Below are 22,557 nucleotides of genomic sequence, written 5' to 3' on the forward strand. Positions count from 1 at the left end.
CGGGGTCGAAGGCAAGCATAGTTCCCACCGACTCGCTGGTCGGTTTCAGGATGCGCTGGGTCGCTCGCATACATCCCTTCTGCTGCATAAGTGCCATGCTTGTGAGATGCCCGTGAGCCCAGTGCGCGAAGACGCACGGCCATCGGCAAGGAGGCTGCCGACAACCACGCAACCGTGACGTGGGCGGTGTGCCGCAGCAGAACACGCCGGCCACCTGCCCACACAACAACAGGCGGGGCCGTGATGCCGAGGTCCGCTGTATGCCTGATGAACTGCTATACCTGCCCCTGATTCATAGCATCCTGAGCCGCCACCAGGACACCCCCGGCGCGCTGTTGCCGATCCTTCATGCCATCCAGGAAAACATCGGTTACGTCCCCGATGGCGCCGTCGACGACATCGCCCATGCCCTCAACCTCAGCCTGGCCGAGGTGCGCGGGGTAATCAGCTTCTACCACGATTTCCGCACTTCACCGCCTGCACGCCACACCCTGCGCCTGTGCCGCGCCGAATCGTGCCAGAGCCGCGGCAGTGAAGCCCTGGCTGCGCAGCTGCGTGAACAGCTAGCGTTGGACGACCACGGCACAAGCGCCGACGGTGCCATCAGCCTGCGCCCGGTTTACTGCCTGGGCGCCTGCGCCTGTTCGCCGGCCCTTGAACTGGATGGCCAGGTGCATGCGCGCCTGACACCGGAGCGGTTGCGTTCGCTGGTAAACGGTTGCCTGGAGGACCCAGCATGCTGAAGCTGTTCATTCCCTGCGATTCGGTGGCCCGCGCCGTGGGTGCCGATCAGGTCGCCGAGGCCTTGCAGCGCGAGGCCGAACGTCGTCAGTTGCCACTGGACATTCAGCGCACCAGTTCACGCGGTTTGTACTGGCTGGAGCCGTTGTTGGAGTGTGAAAGCGCAGACGGCCGCTTGGGTTTCGGCCCGGTCACGCCTGAAGATGTACCTTCGTTGCTGGATGCTCTGGCGGGCCAGCCCGGTGGCCACTCGCTGGCGCTGGGGCCCTTAGAGCAAATCCCTTATCTGAAGACCCAGCAACGCCTGCTGTTCGCCCGTGCCGGTATTACCCGGCCACTGTCGCTGGATGACTACCGCGCCCACGGCGGTTTCAAAGGCCTTGAACGTGCGATCGCGCTGGGCGGTGCCGACGTGGTCGCCGCCGTGCTCGATTCCGGCCTGCGCGGCCGTGGCGGCGCGGCGTTTCCGGCGGGTATCAAGTGGCGCACTGTGCGCGACGCCGGGGCAGGGCAGAAGTACGTGGTGTGCAACGCCGACGAAGGCGACTCGGGCACCTTCGCCGACCGCATGCTGATGGAGGGCGATCCCTACCTGCTGATCGAAGGCATGATCATCGCCGGTCTGGCCGTCGGGGCCGACAAAGGCTACATCTATGTGCGTTCGGAGTATCCAGACGCCATCCGCGTGCTCAACCAGGCGTTCGTTATTGCCCGTGACGCCGGGTACCTCGGCAGCGACGTGATTGGCAGCGGCGTGGCCTTCGACCTGGAAGTCCGCGTCGGCGCTGGCGCTTACATCTGCGGCGAAGAAACCGCGCTGCTCGAATCCATCGAAGGCAAGCGTGGCATCGTTCGCGCCAAGCCGCCATTACCCGCGCTCGAAGGGCTGTTCGGCCTGCCGACGCTGGTGCACAACGTGCTCACCCTGGCGTCGGTGCCGACCATCCTGGCCAAGGGCGCGGCGTTCTACCGCGACTTCGGCATGGGCCGTTCGCTGGGCACCATGCCGTTTCAACTGGCCGGCAACATTCGCCACGGCGGCCTGGTGGAGCGCGCTTTCGGCCTGACCCTGCGCGAGCTGGTGGAAGGCTATGGGGGCGGCACCGCCAGCGGTCGGTCACTCAAGGCCGCGCAGGTCGGCGGCCCGCTCGGCGCCTGGGTGCCGCCCAGTCATTTCGATACACCACTGGACTACGAGGCCTTCGCCGCCATGGGCGCGATGCTGGGCCACGGCGGCGTGGTGGTGGCCGACGACACCTTGAACATGGCCAGCATGGCGCGCTTCGCCCTGCAGTTCTGCGCCGAGGAGTCCTGCGGCAAGTGCACACCCTGCCGCATCGGTTCGACCCGCGGCATGGAGGTGGTCGACCGGCTGATCGCGACCAGCGATTTCACCGAGCGTCACGACCAAGCCCTGCTGCTGCGCGACTTGTGCGACACCATGCAATACGGCTCGCTGTGCGCCATGGGCGGCATGACCGCCTACCCGGTGGCCAGCGCCCTCAAGTACTTCCCGGCCGATTTCGGGCTGACCACCACGGAGGCCGCGCAGTGATCAATTACTTCGACCCCGAGACCGACCTGGGCACGCCCGCTCGCGATAGTGACGTGCAGATCAGCCTGAACATCGACGGCCGCAGCATCAGCGTGCCGGCAGGCACTTCGGTGATGCGCGCCGCCGCCATGCTCGGCACCAGCATCCCCAAGCTCTGCGCCACCGACAGCCTGGAAGCCTTCGGTTCGTGCCGGATGTGCATGGTCGAGATCGACGGCATGCGCGGTTACCCGGCGTCGTGCACCACGCCGGTCAGCGAAGGCATGGTGGTGCGCACGCAAACGCCACGCCTGGCCGGCCTGCGCCGCAACGTGATGGAGCTGTACATTTCCGACCATCCGCTCGATTGCCTGACCTGCTCGGCCAACGGCAACTGCGAACTGCAGACGGTGGCCGGCCAGGTCGGCCTGCGCGAGGTGCGCTACGGCTATGACGGGGCCAACCACCTGGCTGAGAAAAAAGACGTTTCCAACCCGTACTTCGACTACGAACCTAGCAAGTGCATCGTCTGCAGCCGCTGCGTGCGCGCCTGCGAGGACATCCAGGGCACCTTCGCCCTCACCATCACCGGGCGCGGTTTCGAGTCACGGGTGGCTGCAGCCGGTGGTGACGACTTCCTCAGCTCCGAATGCGTGTCGTGCGGCGCCTGCGTGCAGGCCTGCCCGACCGCGACCCTGACTGAAAAAAGCCTGGTGCAGATCGGCCAGCCCGAGCGCGCGGTGATCACCACCTGTGCCTACTGCGGTGTCGGTTGCTCGTTCCGCGCCGAGATGAAAGGCGACCAGCTGGTGCGCATGGTCCCGGACAAGAACGGCGGCGCCAATCACGGCCACGCCTGCGTCAAGGGCCGCTTCGCCTGGGGCTATGCCACTCACCCGGATCGCATCACCAAACCGATGATCCGCAAGCGTCTGGAAGACCCGTGGCAGGAAGTCAGCTGGGACGAGGCCGTCAGCTACGCGGCCAGCGAGTTTCGGCGCATTCAGCTCAAATACGGGCGCGACTCGATTGGCGGCATTACCTCCAGCCGCTGCACCAACGAAGAAGCCTACCTGGTGCAAAAGCTGGTGCGCACGGCGTTCGGCAACAACAACGTCGATACCTGTGCGCGGGTTTGCCATTCGCCGACCGGCTATGGCCTGAAGCAGACGCTGGGCGAGTCCGCCGGCACCCAGAGCTTCGATTCGGTGATGCAGGCCGATGTGGTCCTGGTGATCGGCGCCAACCCCACCGACGCCCACCCGGTGTTCGGTTCGCAGCTCAAGCGCCGCCTGCGCCAGGGCGCGCGGCTGATCGTCATCGACCCACGGCGCATCGACCTGGTCGACTCGCCGCACGCCCGCGCCGACCTGCACCTGCAGCTGCGCCCCGGCACCAACGTGGCCATGCTCAATGCCCTGGCCCATGTGATCGTCAGCGAAGGGCTGCTGGCCCAGCGCTTCATCGATGCCCGCTGCGAAACCGAGGACTTCGCCCGCTGGCGCAATTTCGTCAGCCTGCCTGAAAACGCCCCAGAAGTGCTTGGCCCGGTGTGCGGCGTGCCCGCCGAGCAAATACGCGCCGCCGCCCGGTTGTATGCCACCGGTGGCAATGCGGCGATCTACTATGGCCTGGGCGTGACCGAACACAGCCAGGGCAGCACGGCCGTAATGGGTATCGCCAACCTGGCCATGGCCACTGGCAACATCGGCCGTGAAGGGGTGGGGGTGAACCCGCTGCGTGGGCAGAACAACGTGCAGGGCTCGTGCGACATGGGCTCGTTCCCGCACGAGCTGCCGGGCTACCGGCACATCTCCAACGAGGGCGTGCGCGCCGAGTTCGAGCAAGCCTGGGGCGTGACCCTGCAGCCCGACCCGGGCCTGCGCATCCCCAACATGTTCGAAGCCGCGCTGGATGGCAGCTTCAAGGCGCTGTACTGCCAGGGCGAGGACATCGCCCAGAGCGACCCCAACACCCAGCACGTCACCGCCGCGTTGCGTGCGATGGAGTGCGTGGTGGTGCAGGACATCTTCCTCAACGAAACGGCCAAGTTCGCCCACGTGTTCTTGCCAGGCAGCTCGTTCCTGGAGAAAGACGGCACCTTCACCAACGCCGAGCGCCGCATTTCGCGGGTGCGCAAGGTCATGGAACCGCTGGCCGGCAAAGCCGACTGGGAGGCCACCGTGGCCCTGGCCAACGCCCTGGGCTACCCGATGAGCTATCGACACCCGTCCGAGATCATGGATGAGATCGCCCGCCTGACGCCGAGTTTCCATCGCGTCAGCTACGCCGAGATCGATCGCCACGGCAGCCTGCAGTGGCCGTGCAACGACGCCGCGCCCGATGGCACGCCGACCATGCACATCGACCAGTTCGTGCGCGGCAAGGGGCGCTTCATGCTCACCGGCTACGTGCCCACCGACGAAAAGGTCAACAGCCGCTACCCGCTGCTGCTGACCACCGGGCGTATCCTCAGCCAATACAACGTCGGCGCCCAGACCCGTCGCACCCGCAACACCGCCTGGCATGATGCCGACCGCCTGGAGCTGCACCCGACCGACGCCGAAAGCCGTGGCATCCGCGATGGCGATTGGGTTGGCATCGGCAGCCGCGCCGGCCAGACCGTGCTGCGTGCCAAGGTCAGCGAGCGGGTGGCGCCGGGGGTGGTGTACACCACCTTCCACTTCCCCGAATCCGGCGCCAACGTGATCACCACCGACAACTCCGACTGGGCCACCAACTGCCCTGAGTACAAGGTCACGGCGGTGGAGGTGGTGAAGGTGTTCCAGCCGTCGCAATGGCAGAAGCGCTACCAGGACTTCAGTGATGAACAGCGGCGTCTGCTCAAGGAACGCCGCACAGCGGAGAAAGCCGAGGTGCGCCGATGAGTAGCGACAACCTGGTCAAGATGGCCAACCAGATTGCCCATTATTTCGATAGCGAGCCGGATCATGAGCTGGCGGTGAAGGGGGTTCGGCAGCATTTGCAGAGTTTTTGGACACCGGCGATGCGCAGGCAGCTCGCGGAATGGATTGAGGCCAACACGGGTGAGGGTTTGGACCCCAAGGTAGTGGAGGCCCTGGTTTAACTGCCCCCTCACTGGCCTCTTCGCGGGCGGTCCGACGTCTCGGCAAGCCCGCTCCCACAGATATCCCACTGGATTTGAAGTTAGCGGGGTATCTGTGGGAGCGGGCTTGCCCCGCGAAAAGGCCGGGACTGACAACATGAAATGTCCGTCATGTTTGCCAGCCGAATCCCCGCGCAATGCTACGCTCGCGGAAACACTCGTCACGGACATCCACCATGGACATGAACTGGCACCAGGCCCTGCAAGAGAGCCTGAGCTGGCTTGCAATCGCCTCGTTCATCACGCTGATCGGCTTCACCGCCGCCGCCGCCTTGGCCGTGCGCTACACGCGCTGGGGCAGCCAGTTCTGGCAGCTCGCTGGGCCTTACTTCACCTTCCGGCGCAGCTGGCGGCCACTACTGGTGTTCGCCGTGCTGCTGGTGCTGACGCTGTTCTCGGTGCGCATGAACGTGCTGTTCTCGTTCTGGTACAACGGCTTTTACAGCGCCCTGCAAGCTCTTGACCAAACCGCGTTCTGGTACCTGCTCGGGGTGTTCGCGGTGCTGGCAACCATCCACGTGCTGCGCGCGCTGCTCACGTTCTACGTGACCCAGGCCTTCAGCATTCAGTGGCGGGTGTGGCTGACCGAGCGCCTGACTAGCGACTGGATGCACGGTGATGCCTACTACCGAGGGCAGTTCCTCGCCGAGCCGGTGGACAACCCTGACCAACGTATCGAACTGGACGTCAACGCCTACGTCACCAACTCGGTGTCGCTGGCCCTCGGCGCAGTCAGCGCGCTGGTGTCGCTGGTGGCGTTCACCGGCATCCTCTGGGGGCTGTCGGCGCCGCTTACGGTGGCAGGCGTGGAGATCCCACGGGCGATGGTATTCGCGGTGTATGTGTATGTGCTGATCGCCACCTGGATCGCCTTCCGCCTCGGGCGGCCGTTGATTCGCCTGAACTTCCTCAACGAAAAACTCACCGCCAACTTCCGTTACGCTTTGATGCGCCTGCGCGAGAATGCCGAGAACATCGCCTTTTACCAGGGCGCGCAGGTAGAGCGCGGCACCTTGCTCGGCCGTTTCGGCGCGCTGATCGTCAACGTCTGGGCCCTGGTGTTCCGGAACCTGAAGTTCAGCGGCTTCAACCTGGGCGTCAGCCAGGTCGCCGTGGTGTTCCCGTTCATCCTCCAGGCGCCTCGATTTTTCAGCGGTGCGATCAAGCTTGGCGATGTCATGCAGACTTCCCAGGCCTTCGGCCAGGTGCAGGATGCGCTGTCGTTCTTCCGTGAGTCCTACGACACCTTCGCCCAGTACCGCGCCACCCTCGACCGTCTGACCGGCTTTCTCGATGCCAATCAGCAGGCCAGCGCGTTGCCGCGGGTCAATACTCATGCCCAGTCGCAGGCCTTGGATATCGCTGGCCTGCAGGTGCTGCGACCCGACGGGCACACGCTGATCGCCGACCTCGACCTGCGCCTGCACGCTGGCCAGGCACTGTTGATCAAGGGGCCTTCGGGCAGTGGCAAGACCACCTTGCTGCGTTCCCTTGCGGGCTTGTGGCCCTACGCGGAAGGCGAAGTCAGACGGCCCACGGGCACCCAGGCGTTGTTCCTCTCACAGCGCCCGTACTTGCCGTTGGGCGACTTGCGTACCGCCATTGCCTACCCGGCCGACAGCACATCCGAGGACGAGCCGCGCATGCAGCAGGCGCTGCGTCAGGTCAATCTGGCGCACCTGGCCGAGCGGCTGGCGGTCAGTTGCGACTGGTCGCATATCCTGTCGATCGGCGAGCAGCAGCGGCTGGCCTTTGCCCGGGTGCTGTTCAACCGGCCGCAGGTAGTGTTTCTCGACGAGTCCACTTCGGCGATGGATGAGGGGCTGGAGCATGCGCTGTATTCGCTGTTGCGCAATGAAATGCCGCAGACCTTGCTGGTGAGTGTCGGGCACCGCAGCACGTTGGCCGGGTTCCATACCCATCGGCTGGAAGTGGACGGGCAGGGGGGTTGGTCGCTGCTGGAGCAACGGCCGGAGGTCGAGCTGCAGGTTTAGGTTGCTTGCCCCGGCCTCTTCGCGGGGCAAGCCCGCTCCCACAGGTACCTCATTGTTCTTGAGATCAGTGGGGTACCTGTGGGAGCGGGTTTGCCCCGCGAAAGGCCCGGCACAGCCATTACAATTTCAGGGCTGTATCACGAAATGAAGGGGCAGAGCTGACCGCTGTATCCACCGCAAACCATTCGAACGCCTCCACCGGCAAGCACCGCTCACGCGCCAGCCGTTCGGCCGCTGCGGCAGGCACATCGGGGTCGATCCACTGCCGCGCATCCGCCGCCCCCAGCACCAGCGGCCGACGGTCATGGATATCGACTATCCCCTCGTCGCTCGCCGCGGTAATGATCACGAACCCATCCCCCTCGTTCGGCTCCAGCCCCGCACGCACCTGAGCCAGTGCCGCCATGAACATCGGTGCCCGGCTTTTCAGACGGATGAAGCAGGGTTGCTTGCGCTTGGGGTCCTGTGGGTCGGTCACCCATTCGTACCAGCCATCGGCCATGACCAAGGCGCGCCCTTGTGGCCAGAGGGCCTTGAAGAACTTGCCGGTGGTCACGGTTTCCACCCGCGCATCGATCGGCGCTGGCCGTTGGCCGGTGGCCCAGAACGGCGCCCAGCCCCAGTGGCACGGCTCGATGCGCAGCCCATCGGCGGCGTTGTGCAGGATCAGTACGCGGCTGCCGGGTGCCACGTTGTAGCGGCCGATGGGCACATTATCGTAGCCGCTGATCACATCCTGCTCGGCGCCCAGTTCACGCAGGTAGTCAGCCAGGCCCTGACACTGGGCGAAGCTTCCGCACATGGTATGTACCCCCGCTTGTCGAAATTTCCTACAACCAAATTGCCGGATGCCCGGCACACCATTTACTGTATATGTATACAGCTTATTTTCAAGGGTCGTGTCATGCCTAGCATCCTGGGTCCCCTCTCTGGCGGCAGCGTTGCCGTGTCGCGCTACCTGTTTCATGTGCCGGCGGGCTTCCCTTCGCCAGCTGCGGACCACATGGAACAACCCATCTCGCTGGACGAGTTGTTCAACCTGCGCGCGCCGCACATGTATCTGGTCAGGATAGACGGCGACAGCATGCAGGGTGCTGGCATCTTCGACGGTGACTTGGTGCTGGTCGACCGCTCGATCGACGCCCGCCATGGTCATATCGTGATTGCCGCGGTCAACGGCGAGCCGCTGTGCAAGCGGCTGCAGCAGGTCGGTGGGCAGGTGCTGTTGCGCTCGGAAAACCCGCGCTTCGCGCCACGCTACATCATGGAGGGTGACGACTTCATGATCTGGGGCGTGGTGACCTTCAGCGTGCGTAGCCACGACCCGAACTCATGATGACAGCACTGCCAAAGATGAAACCGTTACCTGTTTTTACGCGCTGTGCGGTGACATGAGCCAGAGTCTGTGCTTCCAGGAATGGAACACGGGTAGGGGTTGCTGTAAGGGCCGCAGATGCGGCCCATTCTGGTAGCGAAGTGAAGTGAGATGAGGATCGAAAGCCGGTCAACGAGCCTGAAGAACTTCACGAAACACATCCGGGCGAGAAGCCGCGATGTGCAGCAGCGACCGGGCTGCCCCAGATGGCATGCGCCGCCCTTGTTCCCACTCTTGAAGTGTACGCACCGATACGCCCAGTAACTCGGCGAACTTAAGTTGAGAAAGCCCAGTTCTGCTCCGAGCCTCGGCGGCTTCGGTGACTTCCACCTGGTGCACCGCGCCATAGCGGCCCGCTTTCACGTCGCGGATGGACTCCAGCAATTCTTCGCCAATGTTGCGGGTGGCATCGCGCAGCATCAGTTCTTTTTCAGTCAGGGGCATGGTTGAGCTCCTTCGCAATCTTGCGCAGCACGTGCGCGGGTATGTTCTCGGTGGCGCTTTTACAGTAAATCAGCAGGGCAACCAACGAACCGTCGGCAAGCTGGGCCATGTAAATCAGGTTCATTTGCAAGGAAGGACATGAATGCCCCGTGCTCTTCTGCGGTCCAGTAATCGGGCCATTGCCGTGAGAAAAGTGGTGCCTCAATGATCGTCAGCATACTGCATCCCTACGTCCTTGACGTAGAGATTTTGCTTGGAATGGTCAATATCAGGAAGCGTGGGGTTGTATCGAGTGGTTGCCGACACGGCCAGGGACTTCAAAGAAGCCCCGTCAATCTCAAAGGCTCAACCGCACCGCCAACGCCGCCAACGTCACCAGCAACACCGGCACCGTCAACAACACCCCGACCTTGAAGTAATACCACCAACCAATCGTGACCCCCTTGCGCGCCAGCACATGCAGCCACAGCAACGTAGCCAGACTGCCGATCGGCGTGATCTTCGGCCCCAGGTCGCAGCCGATGACGTTGGCATAGATCATCGCCTCGCGCACCACCCCCTGCGCCTCGCTGGCCTGAATCGACAGCGCGCCGATCAGCACGCTGGGCAGGTTGTTCATCACCGACGACAACAGCGCCGCAATCAGCCCGGTGCCGAGCGAGGCGGCCCACACGCCGTGCTGGGCCAGCCCATTCAGCACATGGGTGAGGGAGTCGGTCAGGCCGGCGTTCCTCAGACCGTAGACCACCAGGTACATCCCCAATGAAAACACCACGATCTGCCACGGCGCTTCGCGCAGCACGCGGCGGGTGGCGATCACATGGCCGCGTGCGGCGACGGCGAACAGCACCGCCGCGCAGGCTGCGGCCACGGCACTGACCGGGATGCCCATGGGCTCCAGCACGAACAGGCTGGCCAGCAACGCCAGCAAGACCACCCAGCCGACTCGGAAGGTGGCGCGGTCGCGCACGGCCATGGCCGGCAGCTTGAGGTCATCGAGGGCATAGCGTAGCGGGATGTCGCGGCGAAAATACAGCCATAGCACCAGCAGCGTGGCCGCGACTGCCACCAGGTTTACCGGCACCATTACGGCGGCATAGGCGTTGAACCCGAGGTTGAAGTAATCCGCCGAGACGATGTTCACCAGGTTCGACACCACCAGCGGCAAGCTGGCGGTATCGGCAATGAACCCCGCGCCCATGACGAAGGCCAGGGTCGCTGCAGGCGAGAAGCGCAGCGCCAGCAACATCGACATGACGATCGGGGTGAGGATCAGCGCCGCGCCGTCGTTGGCGAACAGCGCCGACACCGCCGCCCCCAGCAGCACCATGAAGGCGAACAGCCGTCGCCCGTCACCCCGCGCCCAGCGCGCCACATGCAGCGCCGCCCATTCGAAGAGGCCCGCTTCATCCAGCAACAGGCTGATGATGATCAGGGCGATGAAGGTGGCGGTGGCGTTCCAGATGATCGCCCACACCGCCGGAATGTCGTGCAGCGATACCACGCCGAACACCAGCGCCAGAACAGCGCCGAGGGTGGCGCTCCAGCCTACGCCGAGGCCTTTGGGTTGCCAGATGACCAGGGTCAAGGTGAACAGGAATATCAACGCGGCTGGGAGCATGAAGATATTGTCTCGACGCAGTGAAAAGGGGTGACGTGACTGTACACGGGCGCCCTCAAGCTCTGAAAAGTTCCGTTACAAACATGTAAGTTTCGTAAATAAGATTTATCCACAATTGAGAATCACTATATTTACCAACCCTGTTGGCCCCCAAGCAGTGTTTGCGGGGCCGGTGGGCGAGGGCCCCCGGCTTCCTGGCAGGGATGTGCCTTTTCGCTTACCGATAGCAGGAGATGTGTCGATGCAGTGCAGAACCTCACCCAACAGCCTGGCCCTGGCGTTCGTCGCGCTGGCGTCGCCGGCGATGATGGCGACCGCGGCTGAAACCGAAGAGCGGCGCACCGGGGAGGTGCTGGAAGTGCCGGTCGCCGAGTACGCGCTGGTGATCCAGGACACGCTGGTGACCGCCGAGCGCGAGGCGCGTCAGGCGCTGGGCTCGTCGGTCATTACCGCCGAAGACATCAAGCGCCACCCACCGGCCAATGACCTGTCCGAGCTGATCCGTCGCGAGCCGGGGGTCAACCTGACCGGCAACAGCGCCAGCGGCGCGCGCGGCAACAACCGGCAGATCGACCTGCGCGGCATGGGTCCTGAGAACACCCTGATCCTCATCGACGGTAAACCCTCCAGCGCACGCAACGCCGTGCGCTACGGCTGGAACGGCGACCGCGATACCCGCGGCGAAACCAACTGGGTGCCGGCCGAAGCGGTCGAGCGCATCGAGATCCTCCGTGGCCCGGCAGCCGCGCGCTATGGCTCGGGCGCCATGGGCGGGGTGGTCAACATCATCACCAAACGCCCCACCGAAGAATTCAAAGGCAACCTCAACCTCTTCACGCAAATGCCGGAAGACAGCGCCGAAGGCGTCAGCCGCCGCGCCAACTTCAACCTGGGCGGCGGCCTCACCGACAACCTCGGTTTCCGCCTGTACGGCGGCCTGGCCAAGACCGACGCCGACGACCTCGACATCAACGCCGACCACGCCAACAGCGCGTTGGTTGCAGGCCGCGAGGGTGTGCGCAACAAAGACATCAACGGCCTGCTGAGCTGGAAGCTCAACGACGAGCACCGCCTCGAAGCCAGCGCCGGCTACAGCCGCCAGGGCAACATCTATGCCGGCGACACCATGAACAGCAACGGTGGCGGCAACCCCGACCTGATCAACAGTCTGTATGGCCACGAAACCAACGTCATGCAGCGCAACACTTACGACCTGACCCACCTGGGCGATTTCACCTGGGGCACCAGCAAGACCAGCCTGGCCTACGAGTACGTGCGCAACTGGCGCCTCAACGAAGGCCTGGCCGGTGGCCCGGAGGGTGCGATCAACGACAGCGGCGCGGCCATGTCGCGGCTGCGCAACACGCGCCTGAGCAGCGAGGTGAACCTGCCGTTCGCGATGGGCAGCACCGAGCATGTGCTGACCCTGGGCGGCGAATACCTGTACGAGTCGCTCAACGACCAGGGCTCGTTGCGCCCGCAGAGCTTCGACCCCAGCGGGGGTGGCAGCGATGTGATCAGCGGCTTCGACCGCGGCAACTCGAAGATGACCGCCAAGAGCTATGCGTTGTTCGTCGAAGACAACATCATCATTGGCGATACCACCGTGACCCCTGGCCTGCGCTTCGATCACCATGAAACCTTCGGCGACAATTTCAGCCCGAGCCTCAACCTGTCGCACAAGCTCACCGATGCACTGTCGCTCAAGGGCGGTATCGCCCGGGCGTACAAGGTTCCGAACCTGTACCAGTCCAACCCCAACTACCTGCTCTACAGCCGTGGCAACGGCTGCAGCGTGCAGCAGACCAACTCCGGTGGCTGCTACTTGCAGGGCAACGCCGACCTGAAGCCGGAAATCAGCGTCAACAAGGAGATCGGCCTGCTGTATGACCGCGGCACCTGGCGCACCAGCGCGACCTACTTCCGCAACGACTACAAGAACAAGATCATCGGTGATACCGATGTGCTCTACACCATCAACAGCGGCCGCCGCGTGACCCAGTGGGAGAACGCAGGCGAGGCGCGGGTGGAAGGCATCGAGGGCAACCTGTTCGTCGAGCTGACGCCGACTTTGGACTGGAACACCAACCTGACCTGGATGCTCGACAACGACAACCGCGAGACCGGCGAGCCGCTGTCGGTGATCCCCGAGTACACCGTCAACAGCACGCTGGACTGGCGCGCTACCGACAAGCTGTCGTTCCAGGTGGCGGGCACGTACTACGGCAAGCAGAAGTCGCCGAGCTACAACTACCGGACCCAGGAAGACTACGACGTCGAGGCGCAACAGGATGTCGAGGCCTATGGGCTGGTGGACGTGAGCGCCGGGTACAAGTTCAACGCCAACTATGACGTGCGGGTGGGTGTGAACAACGTGTTCGACAAGCAGATCTACCGCGGCGGCAATGCCAGCAGTTCGGGGGCCAACACCTATAACCAGCCGGGTAGGGCGGTGTTCGCTTCGCTGAATATCTCGTTCTGATGCTGGGGCCGCTTTGCGGCCCATTCGCGGATGAATCCGCTCCTACAGAACACGGTGCCCTGTAGGAGCGGATTCATCCGCGAATGGGCTGCAAAGCAGCCCCCGAGGAAACCTCAATGAACAACAAAAAAGCCTGGCTGCAGATCCTCTCCCGCAGCGGCGCCGCGCTGCTCGGCGGCTATGCCTTCAGCTACGCCGCCAGCGCCTGCCTGGCCCGACTGCTGCCACTGGCCCCCGCCGACGCGGTCATCGCCGCGACCTTGCCGTCTTTCATCTTCTACACCGCCGCCATCCTCTGGGCCTTCGCCAGCCGTGACGCCCTGCGCGCCTGGGCGCCGCTGGCGGTGGCCGCGCCGTTGGCGCTGGTCGGCTTCTGGCCGCAGGCTCTGGAGTGGCTGGCATGAAAAACACCTTCACCCAATCGATGGCCTGGCTGCACACCTGGGGCGGCCTGATCTTCGGCTGGCTGCTGTTCGCGATCTTCGTCACCGGCACCCTGGCGGTGTTCGACAAGGAACTCAATCATTGGATGCAGCCGGAAATCCCGGCTCATCAGGTGACCCAGGCCGAGGCCGCGCAGCGTGCCATCGCCTATCTGCAGCAACATGAACCGCAGGCTGGCAACTGGGGCGTCAGCCTGCCCACCGAGCGCTCGCCAGGTTTGCGCGTGTCCACCGGCGACCGCCGCCACGGCGAAAGCGTGCAGCTCGACTCGCTCACCGGCGAGGCCATCGAGGTGCGTGACAGCGTCGGTGGCAATTTCTTCTTCCGCTTCCACTTCACCCTCGACCTGCCACGCAACTGGGGCATCTTCGTGGTCGGCGCGCTGGCGCTGGTGATGCTCGCGGCGCTGGTCACCGGCATCGTCATTCACAAGAAGATCTTCAAGGAGTTCTTCACCTTCCGGCCAAACAAGGGCCAGCGCTCCTGGCTGGACTTTCACAACGCCAGCGCGGTGCTGTTGCTGCCGTTCCACCTGATGATCACCTACACCGGCCTGGTGATCTTCATGCTCATCTATATCCCGGCGGGAATCGATGCGCTGTTTGCCGGTGACAACCGCGCCTACTTCCAGGCTCAGGGCAACGCTAGGGTGGAGCAGCCGCGCAGCCTGGCCAAACAGCCGGGTCAACTGACCGATGTGCTGCCGCTGCTGGCCCAGGCCGAGGCTCGCCTGGGGCCTATCGCCGGCTTCAACATTCGCAATCCCAACACCGCCGCGGCACGCATCGAAATTCGCCCGGAACTGGGCAATCGCATCGCCTTGTCCAAGGGTCAGGCGATGGTCTTCGACGGCGTCAGCGGCCAACTGCTCAGCGACGTCAGCGAATGGCGCGCGGCTCCCTTGACCCAGCGGGTGATGGTCGGCCTGCATTTCGCCCAGTTCGGTGGTTACCCGATGCGCTGGCTGTACTTCGTCTGCGGGGTGATCAGCTGTGTGATGATCGCCAGTGGCCTGGTGCTGTTCTGCGTCAAGCGGGGACGCAAATACGCCACGGCCAGCGCGGACGCAGCGGCGCGACGTTGGTACCGGGTGGCCGAGGTGTGCAATGTCGGCTTCATCACCGGGCTGTTGCTGGCCTGCGTGGGCTTGCTGTGGGCCAGCCGGTTGCTGCCGGTCGAGCTGGCGCAGCGCGAAGCCTGGGAGGTGCGCGCGTTCTTTGGCGTATGGCTGCTGGCGCTGCTGCATGCGGGTGTCAGGCCGGCGCGCCGGGCGTGGGTCGAGCAACTGGGGCTGACCGCACTGTTGTGCGTTGGCCTCGGGTCGTTCGGTGGGATGGGTGATGCCTTGCGCCTGGGTGTCGTGGCTTGTGCTCTGGTGCTGGGTTTCCTGCTCGGCGTGGTGGCGTGGCGCGTGCAGCAGGCAGTGCCGGCGCCCCTTAAAGGCAGGGCCGGGCGAAGCGTGGAGGCGGGCGCATGATGATGTTGGTCACAGGTGGCGTGCTGTTCGCTTACGCCGGGATGCTTGGGCTTTGCCAGGGCTTGGAGCGGCATTACAAGCAAGTATGGAGCAGGGCCTGCCCACCGCTGTTGCGCGTTATCTTGCGCGCAGCAGGATGGTTGGCGCTGCTGGTCAGCCTGCTGCTTTGCGCCCAGGCTTGGGGCTGGGGGATGGGGGCGGTGGCATGGTTCGCGGTGATGTCGCTGGCGGGGCTGGGGCTGGTGACGTTGTTGCCCTATTGGCCACGCGTTGCAGTGGGATTGGCAGGGCTGGTGCCAGCGTGGGGCGTGCTGCAGGCCTTTGCCTGAGCGCGCGCCGGCACCCACACGTCAGTTCAGTACCTGGCGTTGCCCGAGCCAGTGTTCGAAGGACTCGAAGGTTTCGATGGCGGCCTGCACGGTGGCCGCTTGCGCCGCTGGAGTGGTCGATGCCTGGCTGAGCCGATCGAGGAAGCTGCGCCAGTAGTTGCCAGTCAGGGCGCCGTAAACGTCGAAAAAACCTGTACCGTTTGCGGGGTCGATGCCGAAGCGTTCGGCCATCGCCCGTTTCAGCACTTGGCCGCCCAAGGTCGAGCCTTCCAGCACATACATCACGCCCAGCGCGCTCGCCTCGTTGTCGATGACGGGTAGCGCCTGGCACAAGGGCAAGGCGTCGATATCGGCAGCGGTCAATTGGAGTGCTTGCAGATCCAGGGTGAGTGCAGGTGTCTTGGCGCGAATGGGCTCCTGATATCCACCCAAGCACGCTTCCAGCGGAGCGTGAAACCCATAGTACGCCTGGATCAGCCGGCTGTAGGCGGCGATATTGAAGCCAGCGTCGAAGAAGGGCAGGCGCGCTTCCAGTGATTTGTGACAGTCACGGGTGCCTTCGCGCAGGGCGAGCAGCAAAGGACTGGGAGAGGAGGGGCTGGCGGGCATCGGGGGGCTCTTGGTGGCATTTCGCCTAGTTGGAGTGACGATCGTAACGCAGTGTTCCTCACTCGTTGCGACATTGTTGCGGAAAAAAACCGGTTGGCGTGATAAACCAGTCGGCCCAACCTTTCGAAGAAGCCTTTTGGTGAAAGCCATACGCCTGACGCTGATCTGCCATGCCCTGACCCAGGCCCAGAAGACTGGGCGCCTGCACCGTCCCCAGGACAGTGTCTTGGCGCTGGGCGAACAGCCATTTGTGGTGCTGCCCGACGTGCACGTGCTGACTGCACCTGAGCGGCGCGCGGGGGAAACGGCGGCGTGGTTTTCGACCCAGGTGCAGATCGAGCCGGTGCTGGCCGATTGCGACCTGGGCAGTTGGCAAGGCCTTGCACTGAAGCAGTTGCAGGACGAGCAACCTGAGGCGTTGGCGTTGTGGCTGCAGGATCCGCACAGTGCGCCCCATGGCGGCGAGTCGTTCGCCGCACTGTGCCAGCGCATGGCGGGCTGGCTGGCTGCGTTCGATACCCCGGGCGAGTGGCTGGCGGTGACGCACCCGATGGTGATTCGTGCGGTGATGGTGCAGGTGCTGGGTTGCCCGATGTCGGCCTCTGGGCGAATCGATGTGTTGCCGTTGTCTCGTCTTGAGCTGAGTTTTACCGGGCAGTGGCGTTTACGGGTCGGATGATTTTGGCTTGAGAGAGGGTGAGGGCTGGAAGGTGCCTGTCGTACGTTTTTTAGCGTTCTCGAAATCGAGCGCCGCCCGCGCGGCGCTCGATCTGTGCGACACCACAAATCTCACGACTGGCACCCAGACTTCAAAACGCCAATTTGTAGCCGATCAGCAGCAGCATCGTAGCCAGGCAAGGGCGCAGCACGCGGTCGGAAATCCGCCCAGTAAGGTGGCTGCCCAGGTAAATACCCGGCAGCGAGCCGAGCAGCAGGTAACCCAGCAGCGACCAATCCATGTTGCCCATGCCGGCGTGCCCCAGGCCGGCAACCAGCGTCAGTGGCACGGCGTGGGCGATCTCGGTGCCGACCAGGCGGCGGGTGACCAGGAATGGGTAGAGCAGGAACAGCGCCACGGTACCCAGCGCGCCGGCACCAATCGAGGTAAGCGTGACCATCACGCCCAATATCACGCCGGTCAGCACGGTGAGGATGTTCAAATTGCGGTCGCTGAGGTGGTAATGATCACCGGCATGGCGATTGGCGAACGCCTGCAGGCGCGACTTGAACAGGATCGCCAGCGCAGTGAGGATCAACACCACTGCCAGGCCTTGCTTGATGATGGCGTTGAGCGCCGAGGTGTCGGTGTGCAGGGTGCTGAGGAACCACAGCGTCACTGCGGCAGCCGGGACGCTGCCCAGGCTCAGCCAGCCAGTGATCTTCCAGTCGATGTTCTTGTTGCGGCCATGGACCCAGACGCCACTGGCCTTGGTAATGGCGGCGTAGAGCAGGTCGGTGCCAACGGCGGTGGCCGGGTTGATGCCAAACCACAACAGGATCGGCGTCATCAGCGAGCCGCCACCGACGCCGGTCATGCCGACGATGAAACCCACAACCAATCCGGCAAGGGTGAAACCGAAAGAACCTACATCCATACGCTACTCGACCGCCCAGCTTTGCCCGTTATCGGATGGGTGCCAGCATATAGATAGTTTTTTATAGCCAAATAGACTTGTTCGTTATTAGGTTATAACCACCCCATCGCCGGCAGGCCGACGATGGGGTTTGGCTCAGATTCTGAAGCTGCCCACCAACTGCTTCAAGCGCCCGGCCTGCTGCGCCAGCGCATCGCAATGCTGCAGCGTCTGGTTGAGGTTCTCCACCCCTTGCTGGTTGAGGGCGTTGATCTGAGTGATGTCCAGGTTCAGGCTCTCGACCACTGCAGTCTGCTCTTCGGTCGCCGTGGCCACCGACTGGTTCATGCCATCGATCTCGCCGATGCGCTGGGTGACGCTGGCCAGCCTCACACCGGCCTGGTTGGCCACTTGCACGGTCTGTTCGCTGGACACCTGGCTGGTGTTCATGGTGTGCACCGCTTCGCGGGAACCGACCTGCAGGCTGGTGATCATGCGGTGGATCTCTTCGGCCGACTCCTGGGTACGGTGCGCCAGGTTACGCACCTCGTCGGCGACCACGGCAAAGCCACGCCCAGCCTCACCGGCACGGGCGGCCTCGATGGCGGCGTTGAGTGCCAAGAGGTTGGTCTGCTGGGAAATGCCCTTGATCACGTCGAGAATCTTGCCGATTTCGTCGGTGCTGGCATTCAGCGTTTCAATCTGCTCGCACGACTCGCTGATGCGCTGCGACAGCGCGGTCATGGCGCTGATCGCCTCATCGACCACTTGCCGTCCGCCATTGGCCTGTTCGCTGGCACCACTGGCATGCTGCGAGGCATCGGCGGCGTTGCGGGCGATTTCCTGGGTGGCGGCGCCCAGCTGGTTGATCGCCGCCGCCACGCTGTTGGTGCGCATGCTCTGCTCTTCGGAGCCGGTGATCGACGCGTTCGAGGCGTGGACCACTTTTTCCGACAGGTCGTGCACCAGACGTGTGGCTGACGACACTTCGCTGATCGAGGTGTGGATACGTTCGACGAAGCGGTTGAACGAGGTGGCCAGTTCGCCGAACTCGTCCTTGTTCTGCACATCCAGGCGGCGGGTCAAGTCGCCTTCTCCCTCGGCAATGTCGCGCATGGCGCGGCCCATGGTGGTCAGCGGACGCATCAGCACCGGGATCAGCAGGCCCAGCAGGCCGGCGATGGCGGCAACGGCGATGAGCATGGCGATGATCGCCGAGGTGCGGAACTGGCTGAGTGCGGCGTAGGCCTTGTCCTTGTCGATCGACAGGCCGATGTACCACTGGGCCGAAGGCAGGCCGGCCACCGGGGTGAAGGCAATCAGCCGCTGCTGGCCATTGAGGGTGACATCCTGCAGCTCGGCAGAGACGCGCAGCCCGGAGCCCGGATAGATGTCCTTGAGGTTCTTCATCACCTGGTCTTTGTCGGGGCTGACGATGACCTGGCCGCTGCTGTCGGCGAGGAAGGCGTGGCCGATGCCGCCGAAGTCGACCGAGTTGATGATCTGTACCAGGGTGTCGAGGGTCAGGTCGCCGCCGACCACGCCGATCAGCTCGCCGTTCTGCTTGCTTTTGACCGGCGTGGCGATGGTTACCATCAGCCCACCGACGGCGCCCTGGTAGGGGGCGGTAAGCACGGTTTGCCCGGCGCTTGCCGCACTCCCGTACCATGGCCGTTGGCGCGGGTCGTAGCCGGCCGGCATCTGTGTGTCGGGGCGTTGGGTGAATACACCGTTGGCCTGGCCGAGGTAAGTGAACAGGAAGTTTCGCGTGTAGGAAGGCTGCTCGATCAACCCTGCCAGGGTGTCGCCAGCGCCTTGCTGGGCGATGTCCTGAGCCAGGTTTTCCAGGACGAGAATGCGCCCACTCATCCAGTTCTGCACACTGCTCGCTGTCAGCGCGCCGGACTGTTGCACCGACGATTCGATGTTCTGGCGCAGGGTGTTGCGTTGCAGGTAATCGTTGTAGAGCGTGAACAGGGCAAATGCCAGCACCACGACGCCGCAGGCGCTGAGCAGGATCTTGTGGCGGAATTTCAGGTTCATGTTTCGAGACCTTGAGCCAGGGAGGGTAGGGCGCCGCACGCTCGTGGCGCGATGGCGGGTCCTGTCCTCCGTGATATCGGCAATTGGCCTGGAAAATTGAAGCGCTTGGCGCTGCAAAGCGAAGCGCTTTCGACGGACGGTGCGCTAGCGTTTGGCTAGCTGTTCGATCAGCCAGCGTGCGGCCTGACGCAACGGTTGCTGCTTGCGCCAAAAGGCATGAATCGGCAACTCAAGCTCATTGCGGGTATTGCGAAAGTGCAGGCGTACCAAGCGCCCGGCGTCGATCAGCGGTGCCACCCGGGCCAGCGGCAGGTCACCCCAGCCAAGGCCGGCTTCGACCATTTGCAGGGCGAAATCGAAACTGTCGGTGGACCAGTGCGTGGCACCAATGAGTGCGCGTGGGTCGGCCATTGGCAGGTCGCGGCTGCGCACCAGGATCTGGCGCACGTTGATCAAGTCTTCCAGATAGTGAATGCGCCCGTCGAGCAACGCCGGATGGGCGGGTGACAAGGTAGCCACCAGCGATTCCATGCCGATGTGCTGAAACCCCCGGCGAGCATCGACCTGCAGACCGGCGAAGGCCATGCACAGGTCGGCGCGGCCGCTGTCGAGCAACTGCAACGCTTCTTCTTGCGGAGCGCTGAGCATCTGGATGTCCAGCAACGGATAGCGCTCACCGAGCCCGGCGATGGCGGCCAGCAGCGGGCGGTGGTCGATATCGGGGACCACGGCGAGGGTCAGGCTGCTTTCCAGCCCTTGTGACAATTCCAGGGCGTGCACCTGCAGCAGCCCGAGTTGTTCGGCGATCAGCCTGGCGTGTGGTTCGAGTGCCCGGGCCTGGGCGGTGGCTTGAACCTCGCGCGCGCCGCGTTCGAACAAGGCGTAACCCAGCTCGGCCTCAAGGTTGCCGATCGCCATGCTGACCGCCGAGGGCACTCGGCCAAGGGTGCGCGCAGCGGCGGAAAACGAGCCGCGGTCGAGCACGGCGAGAAATAGCTGGATGTTGTCGCTGGAAAAGTTCATGGCAGCCTCCTGTCAGTGAATCTGAAAGCTGCCGACTTTATCTGTCAAGAAGTTTGAAGCATTCTCCCGCGCCTTGGCTTTTTGACACATGAGGAAACCCCGTGCAGGGAGTGAAACGCAAACTGGTCTACGTAACTTTCTATGAATTGATCGGCCTGTGCATGTCGACCTTGGGCCTGGCCTACCTGTCGGACACCCAGGCTTCGCATACCGGCCCGCTGGCGGTAATGATCACCACCATCGCCATGCTCTGGAACCTGATCTACAACAGCCTGTTCGAGTACTGGGAGAGCCGCCAGGCCAAGCGTGGCCGCAGCGTGGCGCGGCGAGTGGGGCATGCCATCGGTTTTCAGTTGACCTTGGTGGTGTACCTGATCCCGCTGATTGCCTGGTGGCTGGACATGAGCCTGGTCGAGGCGTTCCTGGTGGACCTGGCGTTCATCATTCTGGTGCCTTGCTACACCTTTGCCTACAACTGGGCGTTCGACCGGGTCTTCGGTTTGCCGACATCGGCCATGGCTGCGGCTTGATGTGAACCCTTGCCGGCCTCTTCGCGGGGCAAGCCCGCTCCCACAAGTGTTGAATGCAGCACAATACTTGTGGGAGCGGGCTTGTCCCGCGAAGAGGCCGGCAAGAGCAACCACTAAGGAGGCAGGCGAATCAGCAAAGGCTCCTGTCGCGCAGGCTGGATCGGCTGCGGCTGCTCTTGCTGCGGCCTGGGCACACTGGCTAGCAAGCTGTCCTCGACCTGCCCCGACAGGTAGTAAACCCCCGCCATGGCGCCGCTCTGGCGGTTCTCCATCAGCTCCTGCCATTCCTGGTTCAGCGCGACGTTGAGGATCACCCTCAGCTGCTCGACCATCTCCGGCTGCTCGCGGTCATGGGTGACCATGCCATAACCCGCCGCCGCTATCGAAATCATCGCCCCGGCCACCTTGCCCACCGCGCTTGCCACGGCGCTGGCGATGCCGCGTGGGGCCAGGGTGGCACCGAGCTTTTCGCTGGCGCGGGTGGCCACCGATGACAGGCCGACGTCGGTCTTGCCGGGGCCTTTGGCGGCTTGCTGGTGCAGGTGCTCGCGCAGGGCCGCCCAGGCGGGTTGCTGGTCGAGCGGCTTGGCCTTGAGCAATTGATAGAGGCTGGCGTTGCGCGCGGCCGGTGGCCCCAGGTTGATCGCGGGGATGCGGTTGAGGCGCTGGCTGAGCTGGTCGGCCGGGGCGTTGTAGCGCTGGATGATGGCCGGCAGTTGCTGGCCGAACAGTTGCAGGTACAGCTCGCAAGCACGGTCGCGAATGCCCTCGGGGTTGATCTGCTCGGCCACCGGTTCGATCACCCGCTCCTGGTACTGCTCCTGCAGGTACAGGGCCAGGCGTTTTTCCGCCGGCTCGCGGCCCTCGCCGCTGTCGAGCTTGTACCAGGCCACCTTGAGGGTCAGCCATTGCTGGGTCCAGTAGCCGGTGAACCACGGAATGAAATCGCTTTCGGTACGTTGTTGCACCTGCTCTTTCCACACGCGCATCGAGCGGCGTGCGTAGTCATTGGCAGAACCTGCGGCGCCGACCGAGGCGTCGATCAGTTCCTGGTCGATGCGTTGCCAGGCGGCGGGGGTCAGCACGGCAGGCGGCGGTGGGGCAGGCGGGCGCTTGCCGGCGCAGGCAGCGAGGGCCAGCAGAAGGCACAGCAGCAAAAGGATGCGCCGGTTCACGCGACCGCCTTCCGGGGCTGGGGGTGTTTACCGCA

21 protein-coding genes and 1 pseudogene are annotated in these 22,557 nt (G+C 64.0%); 12 read left to right on the plus strand and 10 right to left on the minus strand.

Features of this window, described 5'->3' with window-relative positions; genetic code table 11:
* Positions 1–260 precede the first annotated feature (260 nt).
* The 5 genes from ACIPZF_RS12605 (at position 261) to ACIPZF_RS12625 (ending at position 7,396) form a co-directional block, all read left to right on the plus strand.
* Complete coding sequence (locus ACIPZF_RS12605; protein ID WP_400799470.1) at positions 261–743, plus strand: formate dehydrogenase subunit gamma; 483 nt, start codon at positions 261–263, stop codon at positions 741–743.
* A complete protein-coding gene (locus ACIPZF_RS12610; RefSeq protein WP_400799473.1) occupies positions 737–2,296 on the plus strand; it encodes a formate dehydrogenase beta subunit in 1,560 nt (519 codons plus the stop codon). The genes ACIPZF_RS12605 and ACIPZF_RS12610 overlap by 7 nt, the downstream gene beginning before the upstream one ends.
* Positions 2,293–5,163 (plus strand): formate dehydrogenase subunit alpha, encoded by a 2,871-nt coding sequence (gene fdhF / locus ACIPZF_RS12615; RefSeq protein WP_400799476.1) that lies wholly within the window; start codon positions 2,293–2,295, stop codon positions 5,161–5,163. The genes ACIPZF_RS12610 and fdhF overlap by 4 nt, the downstream gene beginning before the upstream one ends.
* Positions 5,160–5,363 carry a formate dehydrogenase subunit delta gene (locus ACIPZF_RS12620; protein ID WP_400799479.1) on the plus strand — a complete coding sequence of 68 codons (204 nt, stop codon included), beginning with the start codon at positions 5,160–5,162 and terminating at the stop codon, positions 5,361–5,363. Before fdhF ends, ACIPZF_RS12620 begins: the two co-directional genes overlap by 4 nt.
* Positions 5,364–5,578: 215 nt before the next feature.
* Positions 5,579–7,396 (plus strand): ABC transporter ATP-binding protein/permease, encoded by a 1,818-nt coding sequence (locus ACIPZF_RS12625; protein ID WP_400799481.1) that lies wholly within the window; start codon positions 5,579–5,581, stop codon positions 7,394–7,396.
* 118 nt (positions 7,397–7,514) lie between these two features.
* Here the strand turns inward: ACIPZF_RS12625 and ACIPZF_RS12630 are convergent, their stop codons facing one another.
* Positions 7,515–8,198, minus strand: coding sequence for an SOS response-associated peptidase family protein (locus ACIPZF_RS12630; RefSeq protein WP_400799483.1), 684 nt, complete (start codon positions 8,196–8,198; stop codon positions 7,515–7,517).
* Between the two features lie 102 nt (positions 8,199–8,300).
* Here ACIPZF_RS12630 and ACIPZF_RS12635 point away from each other — a divergent pair, with 102 nt between their 5' ends.
* The gene (locus ACIPZF_RS12635) at positions 8,301–8,732 is read left to right on the plus strand and encodes a LexA family protein (RefSeq protein ID WP_400799486.1); all 432 of its coding nucleotides are present in this window, start codon (positions 8,301–8,303) and stop codon (positions 8,730–8,732) included.
* A 168-nt stretch (positions 8,733–8,900) separates the two neighbouring features.
* On the opposite strand, the gene ACIPZF_RS12640 is transcribed toward ACIPZF_RS12635, so the two are convergent.
* The 3 genes from ACIPZF_RS12640 to ACIPZF_RS12650 form a co-directional block, all read right to left on the minus strand.
* A complete protein-coding gene (locus tag ACIPZF_RS12640) occupies positions 8,901–9,215 on the minus strand; it encodes a helix-turn-helix domain-containing protein (RefSeq protein ID WP_400799488.1) in 315 nt (104 codons plus the stop codon).
* The gene (locus ACIPZF_RS12645) at positions 9,202–9,324 is read right to left on the minus strand and encodes a hypothetical protein (protein ID WP_400799491.1); all 123 of its coding nucleotides are present in this window, start codon (positions 9,322–9,324) and stop codon (positions 9,202–9,204) included. Before ACIPZF_RS12645 ends, ACIPZF_RS12640 begins: the two co-directional genes overlap by 14 nt.
* Before the next feature lie 228 nt (positions 9,325–9,552).
* Entirely contained in the window at positions 9,553–10,836 is a 1,284-nt protein-coding gene (locus tag ACIPZF_RS12650; RefSeq protein ID WP_400799493.1) for an arsenic transporter, read from the minus strand.
* 241 nt (positions 10,837–11,077) lie between these two features.
* On the opposite strand from ACIPZF_RS12650, the gene ACIPZF_RS12655 reads away from it, so the two are divergent.
* The 4 genes from ACIPZF_RS12655 (at position 11,078) to ACIPZF_RS12670 (ending at position 15,568) form a co-directional block, all read left to right on the plus strand.
* The gene (locus ACIPZF_RS12655; protein ID WP_400799496.1) at positions 11,078–13,318 is read left to right on the plus strand and encodes a TonB-dependent siderophore receptor; all 2,241 of its coding nucleotides are present in this window, start codon (positions 11,078–11,080) and stop codon (positions 13,316–13,318) included.
* A gap of 116 nt (positions 13,319–13,434) precedes the next feature.
* On the plus strand, positions 13,435–13,722 hold the full coding sequence (locus ACIPZF_RS12660; RefSeq protein WP_400799499.1) for an iron transporter: 288 nt from the start codon (positions 13,435–13,437) through the stop codon (positions 13,720–13,722).
* Positions 13,719–15,239: a PepSY-associated TM helix domain-containing protein gene (locus ACIPZF_RS12665; protein WP_400799502.1), complete on the plus strand. Its 1,521-nt coding sequence runs from the start codon at positions 13,719–13,721 to the stop codon at positions 15,237–15,239. The genes ACIPZF_RS12660 and ACIPZF_RS12665 overlap by 4 nt, the downstream gene beginning before the upstream one ends.
* Positions 15,236–15,568 carry a DUF3325 domain-containing protein gene (locus ACIPZF_RS12670; RefSeq protein WP_400799504.1) on the plus strand — a complete coding sequence of 111 codons (333 nt, stop codon included), beginning with the start codon at positions 15,236–15,238 and terminating at the stop codon, positions 15,566–15,568. The genes ACIPZF_RS12665 and ACIPZF_RS12670 overlap by 4 nt, the downstream gene beginning before the upstream one ends.
* A 21-nt stretch (positions 15,569–15,589) precedes the next feature.
* Here the strand turns inward: ACIPZF_RS12670 and ACIPZF_RS12675 are convergent, their stop codons facing one another.
* Complete coding sequence (locus tag ACIPZF_RS12675; protein ID WP_400799507.1) at positions 15,590–16,177, minus strand: biliverdin-producing heme oxygenase; 588 nt, start codon at positions 16,175–16,177, stop codon at positions 15,590–15,592.
* 139 nt (positions 16,178–16,316) lie between these two features.
* Between ACIPZF_RS12675 and ACIPZF_RS12680 the strand changes: the two genes are divergently transcribed.
* Positions 16,317–16,856, plus strand: coding sequence for a histidine phosphatase family protein (locus tag ACIPZF_RS12680; protein WP_400799510.1), 540 nt, complete (start codon positions 16,317–16,319; stop codon positions 16,854–16,856).
* A 130-nt stretch (positions 16,857–16,986) separates the two neighbouring features.
* Here the strand turns inward: ACIPZF_RS12680 and ACIPZF_RS12685 are convergent, their stop codons facing one another.
* The 4 genes and pseudogenes from ACIPZF_RS12685 to ACIPZF_RS12700 all read right to left on the minus strand — a co-directional run bounded on the left by ACIPZF_RS12685 (position 16,987) and on the right by ACIPZF_RS12700 (position 20,817).
* Positions 16,987–17,772, minus strand: coding sequence for a sulfite exporter TauE/SafE family protein (locus tag ACIPZF_RS12685; RefSeq protein WP_400799513.1), 786 nt, complete (start codon positions 17,770–17,772; stop codon positions 16,987–16,989).
* Between the two features lie 135 nt (positions 17,773–17,907).
* Positions 17,908–18,648, minus strand: coding sequence for a methyl-accepting chemotaxis protein (locus ACIPZF_RS12690; protein WP_400799720.1), 741 nt, complete (start codon positions 18,646–18,648; stop codon positions 17,908–17,910).
* 117 nt (positions 18,649–18,765) lie between these two features.
* Positions 18,766–19,794: pseudogene (mcpA, locus tag ACIPZF_RS12695) on the minus strand (methyl-accepting chemotaxis protein McpA); the annotation flags it as partial.
* 144 nt (positions 19,795–19,938) lie between these two features.
* Positions 19,939–20,817 carry a LysR family transcriptional regulator gene (locus tag ACIPZF_RS12700; RefSeq protein ID WP_400799515.1) on the minus strand — a complete coding sequence of 293 codons (879 nt, stop codon included), beginning with the start codon at positions 20,815–20,817 and terminating at the stop codon, positions 19,939–19,941.
* Between the two features lie 101 nt (positions 20,818–20,918).
* On the opposite strand from ACIPZF_RS12700, the gene ACIPZF_RS12705 reads away from it, so the two are divergent.
* Positions 20,919–21,347 carry a PACE efflux transporter gene (locus ACIPZF_RS12705; protein WP_400799518.1) on the plus strand — a complete coding sequence of 143 codons (429 nt, stop codon included), beginning with the start codon at positions 20,919–20,921 and terminating at the stop codon, positions 21,345–21,347.
* A 113-nt stretch (positions 21,348–21,460) separates the two neighbouring features.
* Here ACIPZF_RS12705 and ACIPZF_RS12710 read toward each other — a convergent pair whose 3' ends face one another.
* Positions 21,461–22,522: a hypothetical protein gene (locus tag ACIPZF_RS12710; protein ID WP_400799521.1), complete on the minus strand. Its 1,062-nt coding sequence runs from the start codon at positions 22,520–22,522 to the stop codon at positions 21,461–21,463.
* Positions 22,523–22,557: the final 35 nt, after the last annotated feature.

It is taken from the genome of Pseudomonas sp. NPDC089752 (assembly GCF_044748725.1).
Classification (GTDB): Bacteria; Pseudomonadota; Gammaproteobacteria; order Pseudomonadales; family Pseudomonadaceae; genus Aquipseudomonas.

Excerpts from the sequence above, each read along its gene's own strand:
- ACIPZF_RS12605 (WP_400799470.1), top strand. The coding sequence starts at position 261 with ATGCCTGATGAACTGCTATACCTGCCCCTGATTCATAGCATCCTGAGC.
- ACIPZF_RS12610 (WP_400799473.1), top strand. The coding sequence starts at position 737 with ATGCTGAAGCTGTTCATTCCCTGCGATTCGGTGGCCCGCGCCGTGGGT.
- ACIPZF_RS12620 (WP_400799479.1), top strand. The coding sequence starts at position 5,160 with ATGAGTAGCGACAACCTGGTCAAGATGGCCAACCAGATTGCCCATTAT.
- ACIPZF_RS12625 (WP_400799481.1), top strand. The coding sequence starts at position 5,579 with ATGGACATGAACTGGCACCAGGCCCTGCAAGAGAGCCTGAGCTGGCTT.
- ACIPZF_RS12630 (WP_400799483.1), bottom strand. The coding sequence starts at position 8,198 with ATGTGCGGAAGCTTCGCCCAGTGTCAGGGCCTGGCTGACTACCTGCGT.
- ACIPZF_RS12635 (WP_400799486.1), top strand. The coding sequence starts at position 8,301 with ATGCCTAGCATCCTGGGTCCCCTCTCTGGCGGCAGCGTTGCCGTGTCG.
- ACIPZF_RS12640 (WP_400799488.1), bottom strand. The coding sequence starts at position 9,215 with ATGCCCCTGACTGAAAAAGAACTGATGCTGCGCGATGCCACCCGCAAC.
- ACIPZF_RS12645 (WP_400799491.1), bottom strand. The coding sequence starts at position 9,324 with ATGGCCCAGCTTGCCGACGGTTCGTTGGTTGCCCTGCTGATTTACTGT.
- ACIPZF_RS12650 (WP_400799493.1), bottom strand. The coding sequence starts at position 10,836 with ATGCTCCCAGCCGCGTTGATATTCCTGTTCACCTTGACCCTGGTCATC.
- ACIPZF_RS12655 (WP_400799496.1), top strand. The coding sequence starts at position 11,078 with ATGCAGTGCAGAACCTCACCCAACAGCCTGGCCCTGGCGTTCGTCGCG.
- ACIPZF_RS12660 (WP_400799499.1), top strand. The coding sequence starts at position 13,435 with ATGAACAACAAAAAAGCCTGGCTGCAGATCCTCTCCCGCAGCGGCGCC.
- ACIPZF_RS12665 (WP_400799502.1), top strand. The coding sequence starts at position 13,719 with ATGAAAAACACCTTCACCCAATCGATGGCCTGGCTGCACACCTGGGGC.
- ACIPZF_RS12670 (WP_400799504.1), top strand. The coding sequence starts at position 15,236 with ATGATGATGTTGGTCACAGGTGGCGTGCTGTTCGCTTACGCCGGGATG.
- ACIPZF_RS12675 (WP_400799507.1), bottom strand. The coding sequence starts at position 16,177 with ATGCCCGCCAGCCCCTCCTCTCCCAGTCCTTTGCTGCTCGCCCTGCGC.
- ACIPZF_RS12685 (WP_400799513.1), bottom strand. The coding sequence starts at position 17,772 with ATGGATGTAGGTTCTTTCGGTTTCACCCTTGCCGGATTGGTTGTGGGT.
- ACIPZF_RS12690 (WP_400799720.1), bottom strand. The coding sequence starts at position 18,648 with ATGCGCACCAACAGCGTGGCGGCGGCGATCAACCAGCTGGGCGCCGCC.
- ACIPZF_RS12700 (WP_400799515.1), bottom strand. The coding sequence starts at position 20,817 with ATGAACTTTTCCAGCGACAACATCCAGCTATTTCTCGCCGTGCTCGAC.